The sequence below is a fragment of the Bradyrhizobium sp. P3_C3 genome (genome assembly GCF_056402655.1).
Genome location: NZ_JBFUGY010000086.1, coordinates 1 through 12,905 on the forward strand (window position 1 = coordinate 1; position 12,905 = coordinate 12,905).

The window sequence follows — 12,905 nt, forward strand, 5'->3', positions numbered from 1 at the left end:
ATGAACTGCAACGTCAAGACGGTCCTTCGATACGTCGATACCAACCGCGATGATATCCATGGTCACCCTTCCTTGCCTAATCGGGCTTCGCACTTTGCGGCCCAGGCGACTGTTCGGGTTCAATGGACTAACGGACGGGGCACCTCTCTCACCCACGGCCTGCAACGACCTGGGGGTTTGCGGGCTCCCGTCCGTCACCGCAACGTCTACAATAGCAGACCTGCGGCGCTTCGACTTACAAGGGGTTCTATCGGCGCATTCGGAAGCGAGAGAGTTACTCGCGGAAGCATACCCCTCACCCGTCTCGCCGCTGCGCGGTGAGCCACCCTCTCCCACAGGGGGAGAGGGTAAGAGTCGCCATCACAACTTCGTTGCCGCCCGCGACAGCAGCTTCCAATCGTCGCCCTGCTTCTGCCAGTTCATCAGGATGTGAAGATTGGTCRATACTTTTTTCCCATCGGCCGCCATTTCCTGTTCGCCCATCCAGTGGAAGCGCACGATCGCGGCGGGGCCGACGACCTTGATGGTCGGGTCCTTGTACTCGATCGACAGGAATTTTGATTTGCCGTCGGTGGCGTTGGTGACGAAGGTCGCCTTGTCCTCGACCTTGCCGTTGGAATGGCTGTAGCTCACCTCATCGGCGCAGAGCGCGCCGAGCGCCTTGGGATCGGCCGCGATCTGGGCAAGGCGGAAGGCCTCGACCTTCTTCGCCACGACTTCCTCGTCCGCCGAAGCGGCCAGCGCCGGTGCGAGAGCAAGCGCAGAGGCCGCAAGGGTTGAGACGGCAAGAGTCGAGAGAGCCAGATCGCGTCGGTTGATCGTCATAGTTTCCTCCTTTTTGATCTTGCGCGGAGTGTTGCAGCCGCGCGCGACTTTGTCGAGTGTCGCTTGGCGGTCATGTCGATGCGTCATTGCGCGATCGGGGCTGCATTGATACGTGTTTCGCATTGATGCATCGTGCATTCGGGAAAGTACGGAAATGATCGAGGCCAAAGGGCAGGCGCAGGGGCAAGTGACGGGCAGGGCGCTGCTGTTCGACATCGACGGCACGCTGGCCAACACCGACCCGCTGCACCTCAAGGCGTTCAACCAGGTGCTTGGGCCGCGCGGCCATGTGTTCGATCACGCGCGCTTTTCGAGGGAGCTGCAAGGCTTCGCCAATGCGTCGATCGGCGAGCGCTTTCTGCCCGACGAAACCGTGGAACGGCGCGCCGTGATCCTCGGAGAGAAGGAGGTCGTCTTCCGCACACTTGTCGCCGGACAGATCGAGCCGCTTCCGGGTCTGATGGCGCTGCTCGACCGCGCGGATGCCGCCGGCATTCCCATGGTCGCCGTGACCAACGCGCCGCGCCTCAACGCGGAGCTGCTGCTTTCGGGCCTCGGCATCACGCACCGCTTCCGGGCGCTTGTGATCGGCGACGAGCTGCCGCACGGCAAGCCGCACCCGCTGCCCTATCAGGAGGGGTTGCGTTTCGTCGGCGGCCGCGCGACGGCTTCGATCGCGTTCGAGGATTCCCGCTCCGGCGTGCAGTCGGCGACGGCCGCCGGCATTCCGACCATCGGCATCCGGACGAGCCTCAGCCATGCCGACCTTGTTGGCGCCGGCGCGGTCGCTTCCGCCAGCGCGTTCGACGATCCGGAACTGCTCGCGCGTCTCGCCGCCGCGATGGCATGGTGAGAGGCTTTGTCCGTTAACCGTGATCGCTGAGCGCATTGACCGAACGTGCGAACCGCCGCACCATGCGCCTTCCTGATTTGAGGCCATCGCCGTGACCGGATTGACCCATCGCCAAGCCGAAATCCTCAACATCGCGCGCGCCTCGGGGCGCGTCATGGTCGAGGAGCTCGCGCGCCGGTTCGAGGTCTCGGCGCAGACGATCCGCAAGGATCTCAACGATCTCTGCGAGCGCCGCTCGCTGACCCGTATCCACGGCGGCGCCATCATCGCCTCCGGCGTCGAAAACCTCGCCTACGAGGCGAGGCGGTTCGTCGCCGCCGACGAAAAGAAGGCGATCGGGGCTGCGGCCGCCTCGCTGATCCCGAACGGCTGCTCGCTCTTCATCAATATCGGCACCACGACCGAGGAGGTGGCGAGCGCGCTGACCTCGCACGAGGACCTCCTCGTCATCACCAACAATCTCAACGTCGCGATGCTGCTCTACCGCCATCCCCGCATCGAGGTGGTGGTCGCCGGCGGCACGGTGCGGCGTGCCGACGGTGCCGTGGTCGGCTCGACCGCGACGCAGCTCATCGGCCAGTTCAAGGTTGACTACGCCATCATCGGGGCGTCCGCGATCGACGAGGAGGGCGCGCTGCTCGACTTCGACTATCGCGAGGTGCAGGTGGCGCAAGCCATCATCGCCAATGCCCGCAGCGTCATGCTGGTTGCCGACTCCACCAAGCTGCGCCGCAGCGCGCCGGTGCGCATCGCCCATATCACCCAGATCCAGACCTTCGTCACCGACCAGGAACTGCCCGAGCGCCTCGCCACCATCTGCCACAGCAAGGGCATCGAGGTGATGGCGGCGATGCCGAAGGGGGCGGATATCGATGATGCGACGGCCGATGCTCAGGATGCGGCACCGGAAGCCGCGCCGGTGGTGCGGCTGAGATAGCGGCTTACGCGTTGCGCCATGGGTTGAGCAGCGGAACGCCGAAGGCCGCAAAATCCTTCACATTGCGTGTGACGAGCGTGAGATTGTTGGCGAGCGCGGTGGCCGCAAAGAAGCCGTCCATCACGGACAACGCAACGCCATTGCGACGGCTCTGCGCCATCAGGTCGCCCCAGCGCTCGGCGACCACGTGGTCGATCGGCAGGATGCGCTGCGCGAACCGAGCCGGCAGGTCGTGGGCGAGCCAAGCGGCCAGCGCGGCGCGCCGACGGCCATCATTCAGCAGGGCGATACCGCGGCGAAGCTCGGCGATCGAGGCAACGCTGATGAACGCGCGATCCTCATCGACCGTATCGAGCCATGCCAGGACTTTCGGGGAAGGCGCCGGCCGCTGAACCTCCGACAGCACGTTGGTGTCGAGGAGCAGGTTCACGGCATCTCGTCGCGCGGTTCGTCCTGCACCCGTTCAAGTTCGAGGTCGGCACCGCGCAGCGGCGAAGCCAGCAGGAATTCGGCCAGCGTGCCTTTGCGCGCCGTCTTTCGCGCCCATTCATCCGCGGAAACGACAACCGCATTGGGTCTGCCGTGTCGGGTGATGATCTGGGGGCCAGTTTGGGCGCGATCGACCACCTCGGACAGGCGCGCCTTGGCATTGGCGAGCGTCCACGTGTCAGTCGGCGGCGAATCGGGGGCGGTGCTGCGGTCTGTCATGCCGAATATAACTAATGTGACTATTATGACTATATTGGCTCTACGTGACTATTCAAGATCGTATTGCGGTTTCGATTGGCGTCCGAACTGCCCATTTCCACGGCTGATTGCCCACCAGAAAGTTCCTCTTTCACTTCCTTTCGCCTCTCTTTCATCTTGCTTTCGTTTTTCGGTGTGATCTAATCAAAAACGAAAGTAGTCGCTCGAAGGAACGAGCGGTCGCCGGGGGATGCGTCTGTTGGAGCGTATTTTCGACCTCGCCATTATTGGAGGCGGTGTTAACGGCTGCGGCATCGCGCGCGACGCGGTGGGCCGTGGCAACACGGTCTTCCTGTGCGAAATGAACGATTTGGCGAGCGGGACCTCGTCCTGGTCGACCAAGCTGGTGCATGGCGGCCTGCGCTATCTCGAATATTACGAGTTTCGCCTGGTCCGCGAGGCGCTGATCGAGCGCGAGATTCTCTGGGGCATCGCGCCCCATATCATCCGTCCCCTGCGTTTCGTTTTGCCGCATCACGCCGGCCTGCGCCCGGCCTGGCTGCTGCGCCTCGGCCTCTTCCTCTATGACCATATCGGCGGCCGGCACCTGTTGCCGGCGACGCGTTCGGTCGATCTCAGGCGCGACGAGGTTGGCCGTCCGCTGATCCCGAACCGCTACAGCCGCGCGTTCGAATATTCCGACTGCTTCGTCGACGACGCCCGTCTCGTCGTGCTCAACGCGCGTGATGCCGCCGACAAGGGCGCCGAGATCCGCACCCGCACCCGCGCGACGGATATCAAGCAGTCCGGCGGCATCTGGACCGTCAGCATGGTCAACACGCTGACCGGCGAGCGTTCGCAGGTCCAGGCCCGCGCGGTGGTCAATGCCGGCGSCCCCTGGGTCGAGGATGTGCTCGGCCGCGGCGCCGGCGTGAACGCGAAAGCCAAGGTGCGCCTGGTGCAGGGGTCGCACATCGTAGTCAAAAAGCTCTACGACCACGACCGCGCCTACATGTTCCAGAACGCCGACGGCCGCATCATCTTCGTGATTCCGTACCAGGACGATTTCACGCTGATCGGCACCACCGATCGCGATTATGACGGCGATCCCGCCAAGGTGAAGGCGACGCCCGAAGAGATCGAGTACCTTTGCGCCGCCGCGAGCGAGTATCTGGCCAAGCCGGTGACTTCAGCGGACGTGGTCTGGACCTATTCCGGCGTGCGACCGCTCTATGATGACGGCGCCAGCGAAGCCAAGGCCGCGACGCGCGACTACGTGTTTGAGCTCGACACACCCGGCGGCGTGCCGCTGCTCTCGATCTATGGCGGCAAGATCACGACCTACCGCCGGCTCGCCGAAGAGGCGCTGGAACGGCTCGCGCCCTATCTTCGCAGTGCAAAAGCGCGCGAAGGCTGGACCGGCAAATGGCCGCTGCCGGGCGGCGACATGGGCGTGTCCGACCTCGACGGCCTGATCGCCGAGCTCCAGCGCGGCTATCCCTTCCTCAGCCATGAGCATGCCCGGCGCCTCGCGCGCGCCTATGGTACCCGCGCCATCAAGCTGCTTGGCGATGCCAAGTCGGCCGCCGATCTCGGCGAGGCCTTCGGCGCGACACTGACCGAACGCGAGGTCCGCTACCTCATGGCCAATGAATGGGCGGTCACGGCGGAAGACATCGTCTGGCGCCGCTCCAAGCTTGGCCTGCGACTATCTGCCGACGAGGTTGCTGCATTGAACGACTGGATTGCAACCCACGCTGTGCCGCAAAGTCCCCTGCTGGAAGCGGGAGGACGCCCATGACCGTGACGCTCGATCATGTGACCCGGACCGTCGAGGGGATATCGCACATCCGCGACGTCTCGCTGACGCTCGAGAGCGGCACGCTCAACGTGCTGCTCGGGCCGACGCTGTCAGGCAAGACCTCGATCATGCGGCTGCTCGCCGGCCTCGACAAGCCGACGACGGGCAAGGTGCTGGTCAACGGCAAGGACGTCACCGGCGTCGACGTGCGCAAGCGTTCGGTCGCGATGGTCTATCAGCAGTTCATCAACTACCCCTCGCTCACGGTCTACGAGAACATCGCTTCGCCCTTGCGCGTGCAGGGCAAGCCGCGCGAAGAGATCGAGAAGCGCGTGGCGGAAGCCGCGCGGCTGCTCCGGCTCGAGCCGTTCCTGAAACGCACGCCGCTCCAGCTCTCCGGCGGCCAGCAGCAGCGCACCGCGATGGCGCGCGCGCTGGTGAAGGGCGCCGATCTCGTGCTGCTCGACGAACCGCTCGCCAATCTCGACTACAAGCTGCGCGAGGAGCTTCGTACCGAGCTGCCGCGCATCTTCGAGGCGTCCGGCGCGATCTTCGTCTATGCCACGACCGAGCCGACCGAAGCGCTGCTGCTTGGCGGCAACACGGTCTGCATGTGGGAGGGGCAGGCGCTCCAGATCGGCGAGACGCCGAACGTCTACCGCCGTCCGCAGACGCTGCGTGTCGCCCAGGTGTTCTCCGATCCGCCGCTCAACCTCGTCGGCATCGAGAAGAAGAACGGCTCTGTGCAATATGCGGGCGGCATCGCCGCGCCGGCCTCCGGTCTCTATTCATCGCTCGCCGACGGCGCCTATCGCGTCGGCTTCCGCGCCCATCAGCTCGCCCTCGCCAACGGCGAGACCGACCGCCACGCCTTCCATGCCACGGTGACGGTGACCGAGATCACCGGTTCGGAGAGTTTCGTGCACCTGACCCGCGACGGATCGAACTGGGTGGCAGTGCTGCACGGCGTGCACGAGTTCGAGCCCGGCCAGACCATCGATGCCGTGCTCGATCCCAATGATGTCTTCGTCTTCGACGCGGCCGACCGTCTGGTCGCCGCGCCGAGCTCGTAAGGGGGAGATGCGACATGGCCCGCATTGACCTCGTCGATCTCGCCCACTCTTACGGCGGCAATGATGCGCCGCAGGACAGCTTTGCGCTGAAGCCGGTGACCATGACCTGGCGGCAGGGCGGTGCTTACGCGCTGCTCGGCCCGTCCGGCTGCGGCAAGACCACGCTGCTCAACGTCATCTCCGGCATCATCACGCCGTCGCGGGGGAAAATCCTGTTCGACGGCCAGGACATCACACCGCTGTCAACCCAGAAGCGCAACATCGCCCAGGTGTTCCAGTTTCCGGTGATCTACGACACCATGACGGTGGGGCAGAACCTGGCGTTTCCGCTGAAGAACCGCGGCGTGCCGAAGGCCGAGATCGACAAGCGCGTCGCCGAGATCGGCCGCCTGCTCGATCTTGAGCCCTATCTCAATCGCAAGGCGACGCGCCTCACGGCGGATGCCAAGCAAAAAATCTCGCTCGGCCGCGGCCTGGTCCGCTCCGACGTCGCCGCCGTGCTGTTCGACGAGCCGCTGACCGTGATCGATCCCGAGCTGAAATGGCAGCTCCGCTCCAAGCTGAAGGCGCTGCATCGCGAGCTGGATCTCACGATGATCTACGTCACCCACGACCAGACCGAGGCGCTGACCTTCGCCGACACCGTTGTCGTCATRCATGACGGCCGCGTGGTGCAGAGCGGCACGCCCGCCGAGCTGTTCGACAAGCCGGCGCACACCTTCGTTGGCTATTTCATCGGCTCGCCCGGCATGAACATCCTGCCGGCCGAGGTGAAGGGGCGCGAGGCGCGCATCGGCGGGAACGTCATCGCGCTCAACCGCAGCTATGACAGCCTGCCTGCCGGCGCCAAGATCGAGATCGGCGTGCGTCCGGAGTTCGTCGATGCCGTCGCGCCCGCACCCGGATTGCTCAGTGCGAAGATCGACCGCATCGACGACCTCGGCCGCATCCGCTTCGCGCGCGTCCGCATCGGCGAGGCCAAGATCGCGGCGCGCGCGCCGGCGGGCTTCACCAGCGCGGACGGCAGCGCCGGGCTGAAATTCGACCCGGCGCATGTCCACGTCTATGCCGACAGCCTTCTGGTGGAGGGAGCCGCCTGATGGACAAGACCGTCAACCAAAAAGCCTGGTTCCTGGTGCTGCCGGTGTTCCTGGTCGTGGCCTTCTCGGCGGTGCTGCCGCTGATGACGGTCGTGAACTATTCGATGCAGGACACCTTCGGCAACAACCAGTTCTTCTGGAACGGCGTCGGCTGGTTCAAGGAGCTGCTCGATCCCTCGACCGATCTCGGCGGCCGCTTCCTCGCCTCGCTCGGCCGCAACCTGTTCTTCTCGATGGTGATCCTCGCGATCGAGGTGCCGCTCGGCATCGTCGTCGCGCTGTCGATGCCGCGCCAGGGCTGGACGGTCGCGGCCTGCCTCGTCATCCTCGCGCTGCCGCTGCTGATCCCGTGGAACGTGGTCGGCACGATCTGGCAGATTTTTGGCCGGCCCGACATCGGTCTGATGGGCTATACGCTCAATGCGATGGGCCTCGACTACAATTACGTGTCCAACGCAGTCGACGCCTGGATCACCGTCATCGTGATGGACGTCTGGCACTGGACCAGCCTCGTTGCGCTGCTCTGCTATGCCGGCCTGAAGTCGATCCCGGAGGCCTATTACCAGGCCGCGCAGATCGACGGCGCCTCGCGCTGGGCCGTGTTCAAGGCGATCCAGCTGCCGAAGATGAACCGCGTGCTCTTGATCGCGGTGCTGCTGCGCTTCATGGACAGCTTCATGATCTACACCGAGCCGTTCGTCGTCACCGGCGGCGGGCCCGGCAACTCGACCACCTTCGTCTCGATCGAGCTGGTCAAGATCGCGCTCGGCCAGTTCGACCTCGGCAAGGCCGCCGCGTTGTCGCTGGTCTACAATCTGATCATCCTGATCGTCTGCTGGATCTTCTACACCGTCATGACCAATGCCGGCGTCGAGCGTAAGGCACAGGCGGAGAAGGAGCCGGCGGCGGAGCCCAAGCCCGCAGGCGCGCTCCAGCCTGCGCCCGCGCTCAAGCCGAAGGAAGGAGTGGCCTGATGCATTCGATTCCCGGCCGCCGCCTCATCATGGGGCTGTTTTTGATCTTCCTGCTGTTGCCGATCTACTGGCTCGTCAACATGAGCTTCAAGACCAACGCCGAGATCGTCTCGACGATGACGCTGTGGCCGCATTCCCCGACGCTGCAGCATTACAAGCGCATCTTCACCGACGAGAGCTGGTATTCCGGTTACATCAATTCGCTGGAATACGTCGTCCTCAACACCATCATCTCGATCTCGGTGGCGCTGCCGGCGGCCTACGCATTCTCGCGCTACCGCTTCCTCGGCGACAAGCATCTGTTCTTCTGGCTGCTGTCGAACCGCATGGCCCCGGCGGCGGTCTATGCGCTGCCGTTCTTCAACCTCTACTCGGCGATCGGCCTGTTCGATACGCCCTGGGCGGTCGCGCTCGCGCACTGCATCTTCAACGTTCCGCTGGCGGTGTGGATCCTCGAAGGCTTCGTCTCCGGCGTGCCGCGCGAGATCGACGAGACCGCCTTCCTCGACGGCTATTCCTTTCCGCGCTTCTTCATCAGGATCCTGGTGCCGCTGATCGCGAGCGGCATCGGCGTCGCCGCCTTCTTCTGCTTCATGTTCTCCTGGGTCGAGCTCCTGCTCGCGCGGACGCTGACCTCGGTGCAGGCAAAACCGATCGCGGCGATCATGACGCGTACGGTGTCGGCTGCGGGCATGGACTGGGGCCTGCTGGCCGCGGCCGGTGTGCTTACCATCATCCCGGGCGCCCTCGTGATCTGGTTCGTCCGCAATTACATCGCGAGCGGTTTCGCGCTCGGTCGGGTTTAGGGAGGCATCGATGGAATCTATTGCATGGATGGCCTGGACGCTGCCGACGGCGATCTTCTTCGTGGCGCTCGCCTCCACCCTCGCGGTCATGACTTACCTCGCCGCGGTCTATCCCGAAGCCGAGCGCGTCGGCGTGCTCAGCATTCCGACGACGCGGGGCGACCGCCTGTTCATCTCCCTGATCACGGCGGCCGTCATCCACCTTCTGTGGATCGCCTTCGCCGGCACCGACACACTCGCCACCCTGCCGATCGGCGAGGAAGGTTTTGAGATTTCGAGCCTCTGGCTCGCAAGTGGAATTTCGCTGGCCACGGCCGTGCTCATTTTTCGCACGGTCTGAAGCTCGCGAAGGGACGGCCAGATCCGGGGGCAACCCGGGCCTGTATAAAATTTTGTCGCTGCAACGGAGGAACAACATGCGACAGTTTAGGAGAAGGAAAGGTCCATTGACCAAGAATAGCTTTCTGACCATGTCCAGCGCCGCCGCCATCGTTGCGGTGTCGTTCGCCGTCTCGGCGCCGGTCCGCGCCGCCGACGACGCCGCGATCCAGAAGTGGATTGCGGAATTCCAGCCCTCGACGCTGTCGAAGGACGAGCAGAAGAAGGAGCTGGAGTGGTTCGCCAAGGCCGCCGAGCCCTTCAAAGGCATGGAGATCAACGTCGTCTCCGAGACCATTGCGACCCACGAATACGAATCGCAGACGCTGGCAAAGGCGTTCTCCGAGCTCACCGGCATCAAGCTCAAGCACGACATCATCCAGGAAGGTGACGTCGTCGAGAAGCTGCAGACCCAGATGCAGTCCGGCAAGAACGTCTATGACGGCTGGATCAACGATTCCGATCTGATCGGCACCCACTTCCGCTACGGCCAGACCATCGCATTGTCGGACTATATGACCGGCGAAGGCAAGGACGTCACCGATCCCCAGCTCGACGTCAACGACTTCATCGGCAAGTCGTTCGGCACCGCGCCGGACGGCAAGCTCTATCAGCTGCCCGACCAGCAGTTCGCGAACCTCTATTGGTTCCGCTACGACTGGTTCACCAACCCGGACTACAAAGCCAAGTTCAAGGCCAAGTATGGCTACGAGCTCGGCGTGCCCGTGAACTGGTCCGCTTATGAAGACATCGCCGAGTTCTTCACGAACGACATCAAGGAGGTCAACGGCGTCAAGGTCTACGGCCATATGGACTATGGCAAGAAGGATCCCTCGCTCGGCTGGCGTTTCACCGACGCCTGGCTGTCGATGGCCGGCAACGGCGACAAGGGCATCCCGAACGGTCTGCCGGTCGACGAATGGGGCATCCGCATGGAAGGCTGCCGTCCGGTCGGCTCCTCGGTCGAGCGTGGTGGCGACACCAACGGCCCGGCTGCGGTCTACTCGATCACCAAGTACCTCGAGTGGATGAAGAAGTATGCCCCGCCGCAGGCCCAGGGCATGACCTTCTCCGAGTCGGGTCCGGTGCCGGCTCAGGGCAACATCGCCCAGCAGATGTTCTGGTACACCGCCTTCACCGCCGACATGGTGAAGCCGGGCATCGCCGTGATGAACGCGGACGGTACGCCGAAATGGCGTATGGCTCCGTCGCCGCACGGTTCGTACTGGAAGGAAGGCATGAAGCTCGGCTACCAGGACGCCGGCTCGCTCACGCTGTTGAAGTCGACCCCGGCTGACCGCCGCAAGGCGGCCTGGCTCTATCTCCAGTTCATCGTCTCCAAGACGGTGTCGCTGAAGAAGAGCCATGTCGGTCTCACCTTCATCCGTGAATCCGACATCTGGGACAAGTCGTTCACCGAGCGTGCGCCGAAGCTCGGCGGCCTGATCGAGTTCTACCGCTCGCCCGCGCGCGTGCAGTGGACCCCGACCGGCAACAACGTGCCTGACTATCCGAAGCTCGCGCAGCTCTGGTGGCAGAACATCGGCGATGCGTCGTCCGGTGCGAAGACGCCGCAAGCCGCGATGGATGCACTCGCGGCTGCCCAGGACTCCGTCATGGAGCGCCTCGAGAAGTCCGGCGTGCAGGGCGCCTGCGGTCCGAAGCTGCACAAGAAGGAGACCGCCGAGTTCTGGTACGCCAAGGCCCAGAAGGACGGCACCATCGCGCCGCAGCGCAAGCTCGCCAACGAGAAGCCGAAGGGCGAGACGGTCGACTACGACACGCTGATCAAGTCGTGGCCGGCGTCCCCGCCCAAGCGCGCGGAAGCGAAGTAAGCGGCGCGTAGCGTCATCAAACACGAAAGGCCGGGAGCGATCCCGGCCTTTTTTCTGACGGATGTCGAGAATGGCGATTGTGCCGACTACACACTCGCTGTCATCGCCCGACTTGATCGGGCGATCCAGTATTCCAGAGACGGTCGTGATTGAACCGAAGAGCCGCGGCGTACTGGATGCCCCGCCTTCGCGGGGCATGACAGCGTCATGTGTGGAGAGGAAATTACTCCGCCGGCTCGGCCGCCAGCGACGGGTAATCCGTATACCCCTTCGCGCCGCCGCCGTAGAACGTGTTCTTGTCCCAGTCGTTCAGCGCCGCGCCCGTCTTCAGCCGCTCGACCAGGTCGGGGTTGGAGATGAACGGCTTGCCGAAGGCGATGAGATCGGCTGCGTTTGCGTCCAGCACCTTGGTGGCGAGGTCGAAGTCATAGCCGTTGTTGGCGATGTAGGCGCCGGTGAAGCGCTTGCGCAGGCCCGCATAGTCGAACGGGGCGATGTCGCGCGGGCCGCCGGTGGCGCCTTCGACCACGTGCAGATAGACCAGCTTGAGTGCGTTGAGACCGTCGACGATGTGATCGAACAAGGCCTGCGGATTGGAGTCGGAGAGGTCGTTGGCCGGCGTCACCGGCGAGATGCGGATGCCGGTGCGGTCGGCGCCGGCCTCGGCGGCAACGGCCTTGGAGACCTCGAGCATCAGCCGCGCGCGGTTTTCGATGGAGCCGCCGTAAGCATCGGTGCGCTTGTTGGCGCCGTCCCTCGCGAACTGGTCGAGCAGATAGCCGTTGGCGCCGTGGATCTCGACGCCGTCGAAACCGGCCTCGATCGCATTCTTCGTGGCGCGCTTGAAGTCGTCGATGATACCGGGAATTTCAGACAGCTCGAGCGCGCGGGGCTCGGAGACGTCGGCGAAGGTGCCGTTGACGAAGGTCTTGCCCTTGGCGCGGATCGCGCTCGGCGCCACCGGGGCTGCGCCATTGGCCTGGAGATCGACATGCGAGATGCGGCCGACATGCCAGAGCTGGATGAAGATCTTGCCGCCGCGCTCATGCACGCGGTCGGTGACCTTGCGCCAGCCGGCGACCTGGTCCTTGCTGTAGATGCCGGGCGTGTCCTGGTAGCCCTGGCCCTGCTGTGAGATCTGGCTCGCTTCGGTGACCAGGAGACCTGCGGAGGCGCGCTGGCCGTAATAATCGGCGGCAAGCGGGCTCGGCACGAACGTGCCGGGCGCGGCGCGGTTGCGCGTCAGCGGCGCCATCACGAGGCGGTTGGCCAGCGTGATCGGGCCGAGCTTGTAGGTCTCTAGCAATTTGGTCGGACGGCTCATGGGAATGCTTCCAGGCGGTGACAGATCACGAACACTTGTGCATCGCGACAATCAGCGCAAGGGAGGAGCCATACGGAAAGTGCAGGCGAGCTACGCGGCCTGGTCCGCGTAGCATGATTCATGTGCAATCCCGGCCATGACAGCGGATTTGCGCTGCCACGGCCTGCGATCCCTCAGTTCGCGCCGAGGAAATCGCGCTTGCCGATCTCGACGCCGTTGTGACGCATGATGCCGTGAGCGGTGGTGGCGTGGAAATAGAAGTTCGGCAGCGAGACCCCGCTGAAGAACTGCTGGCCCTTGAGCGTCATGGTC

Annotated in this window: 14 protein-coding genes; 9 read left to right on the forward strand and 5 right to left on the reverse strand. The window is 64.2% G+C overall.

The window, feature by feature from the left end; all coding sequences use genetic code 11:
- Positions 1–360 precede the first annotated feature (360 nt).
- On the reverse strand, positions 361–825 hold the full coding sequence (locus tag AC1DW2_RS42200) for a nuclear transport factor 2 family protein (RefSeq protein ID WP_477009039.1): 465 nt from the start codon (positions 823–825) through the stop codon (positions 361–363).
- A 154-nt stretch (positions 826–979) separates the two neighbouring features.
- On the opposite strand from AC1DW2_RS42200, the gene AC1DW2_RS42205 reads away from it, so the two are divergent.
- A complete protein-coding gene (locus AC1DW2_RS42205; protein ID WP_477009040.1) occupies positions 980–1,678 on the forward strand; it encodes an HAD family hydrolase in 699 nt (232 codons plus the stop codon).
- A 91-nt stretch (positions 1,679–1,769) separates the two neighbouring features.
- Positions 1,770–2,615 carry a DeoR/GlpR family DNA-binding transcription regulator gene (locus tag AC1DW2_RS42210; protein WP_014497447.1) on the forward strand — a complete coding sequence of 282 codons (846 nt, stop codon included), beginning with the start codon at positions 1,770–1,772 and terminating at the stop codon, positions 2,613–2,615.
- 4 nt (positions 2,616–2,619) lie between these two features.
- On the opposite strand, the gene AC1DW2_RS42215 is transcribed toward AC1DW2_RS42210, so the two are convergent.
- Entirely contained in the window at positions 2,620–3,045 is a 426-nt protein-coding gene (locus AC1DW2_RS42215) for a PIN domain-containing protein (protein WP_477009041.1), read from the reverse strand.
- Entirely contained in the window at positions 3,042–3,323 is a 282-nt protein-coding gene (locus tag AC1DW2_RS42220) for a type II toxin-antitoxin system Phd/YefM family antitoxin (protein WP_028148610.1), read from the reverse strand. Before AC1DW2_RS42220 ends, AC1DW2_RS42215 begins: the two co-directional genes overlap by 4 nt.
- A gap of 229 nt (positions 3,324–3,552) precedes the next feature.
- Here AC1DW2_RS42220 and glpD point away from each other — a divergent pair, with 229 nt between their 5' ends.
- The 7 genes from glpD (at position 3,553) to AC1DW2_RS42255 (ending at position 11,269) form a co-directional block, all read left to right on the forward strand.
- Positions 3,553–5,103 carry a glycerol-3-phosphate dehydrogenase gene (gene glpD / locus AC1DW2_RS42225; RefSeq protein WP_477009042.1) on the forward strand — a complete coding sequence of 517 codons (1,551 nt, stop codon included), beginning with the start codon at positions 3,553–3,555 and terminating at the stop codon, positions 5,101–5,103.
- Complete coding sequence (locus tag AC1DW2_RS42230) at positions 5,100–6,176, forward strand: ABC transporter ATP-binding protein (RefSeq protein ID WP_477009043.1); 1,077 nt, start codon at positions 5,100–5,102, stop codon at positions 6,174–6,176. The genes glpD and AC1DW2_RS42230 overlap by 4 nt, the downstream gene beginning before the upstream one ends.
- A 14-nt stretch (positions 6,177–6,190) precedes the next feature.
- On the forward strand, positions 6,191–7,276 hold the full coding sequence (locus tag AC1DW2_RS42235; RefSeq protein WP_477009044.1) for an ABC transporter ATP-binding protein: 1,086 nt from the start codon (positions 6,191–6,193) through the stop codon (positions 7,274–7,276).
- Positions 7,276–8,250 carry a carbohydrate ABC transporter permease gene (locus tag AC1DW2_RS42240; RefSeq protein WP_071916208.1) on the forward strand — a complete coding sequence of 325 codons (975 nt, stop codon included), beginning with the start codon at positions 7,276–7,278 and terminating at the stop codon, positions 8,248–8,250. Before AC1DW2_RS42235 ends, AC1DW2_RS42240 begins: the two co-directional genes overlap by 1 nt.
- Complete coding sequence (locus AC1DW2_RS42245) at positions 8,250–9,056, forward strand: carbohydrate ABC transporter permease (RefSeq protein WP_071916207.1); 807 nt, start codon at positions 8,250–8,252, stop codon at positions 9,054–9,056. Before AC1DW2_RS42240 ends, AC1DW2_RS42245 begins: the two co-directional genes overlap by 1 nt.
- 10 nt (positions 9,057–9,066) lie before the next feature.
- Positions 9,067–9,396 (forward strand): DUF2160 domain-containing protein, encoded by a 330-nt coding sequence (locus AC1DW2_RS42250; RefSeq protein WP_135216342.1) that lies wholly within the window; start codon positions 9,067–9,069, stop codon positions 9,394–9,396.
- A 130-nt stretch (positions 9,397–9,526) separates the two neighbouring features.
- Complete coding sequence (locus AC1DW2_RS42255) at positions 9,527–11,269, forward strand: ABC transporter substrate-binding protein (protein WP_166105572.1); 1,743 nt, start codon at positions 9,527–9,529, stop codon at positions 11,267–11,269.
- Between the two features lie 223 nt (positions 11,270–11,492).
- Here AC1DW2_RS42255 and AC1DW2_RS42260 read toward each other — a convergent pair whose 3' ends face one another.
- Both AC1DW2_RS42260 and AC1DW2_RS42265 read right to left on the reverse strand, forming a co-directional pair.
- Complete coding sequence (locus tag AC1DW2_RS42260; protein WP_354179202.1) at positions 11,493–12,593, reverse strand: alkene reductase; 1,101 nt, start codon at positions 12,591–12,593, stop codon at positions 11,493–11,495.
- 173 nt (positions 12,594–12,766) lie between these two features.
- A partial coding sequence (locus AC1DW2_RS42265) for a DUF1993 family protein (RefSeq protein WP_477009045.1) occupies positions 12,767–12,905 on the reverse strand: 139 nt, incomplete at its 5' end.

Excerpts from the sequence above, each read along its gene's own strand:
- AC1DW2_RS42250 (WP_135216342.1), top strand. The coding sequence starts at position 9,067 with ATGGAATCTATTGCATGGATGGCCTGGACGCTGCCGACGGCGATCTTC.
- AC1DW2_RS42230 (WP_477009043.1), top strand. The coding sequence starts at position 5,100 with ATGACCGTGACGCTCGATCATGTGACCCGGACCGTCGAGGGGATATCG.
- AC1DW2_RS42260 (WP_354179202.1), bottom strand. The coding sequence starts at position 12,593 with ATGAGCCGTCCGACCAAATTGCTAGAGACCTACAAGCTCGGCCCGATC.
- AC1DW2_RS42205 (WP_477009040.1), top strand. The coding sequence starts at position 980 with ATGATCGAGGCCAAAGGGCAGGCGCAGGGGCAAGTGACGGGCAGGGCG.
- AC1DW2_RS42245 (WP_071916207.1), top strand. The coding sequence starts at position 8,250 with ATGCATTCGATTCCCGGCCGCCGCCTCATCATGGGGCTGTTTTTGATC.
- AC1DW2_RS42255 (WP_166105572.1), top strand. The coding sequence starts at position 9,527 with ATGTCCAGCGCCGCCGCCATCGTTGCGGTGTCGTTCGCCGTCTCGGCG.
- AC1DW2_RS42240 (WP_071916208.1), top strand. The coding sequence starts at position 7,276 with ATGGACAAGACCGTCAACCAAAAAGCCTGGTTCCTGGTGCTGCCGGTG.
- AC1DW2_RS42220 (WP_028148610.1), bottom strand. The coding sequence starts at position 3,323 with ATGACAGACCGCAGCACCGCCCCCGATTCGCCGCCGACTGACACGTGG.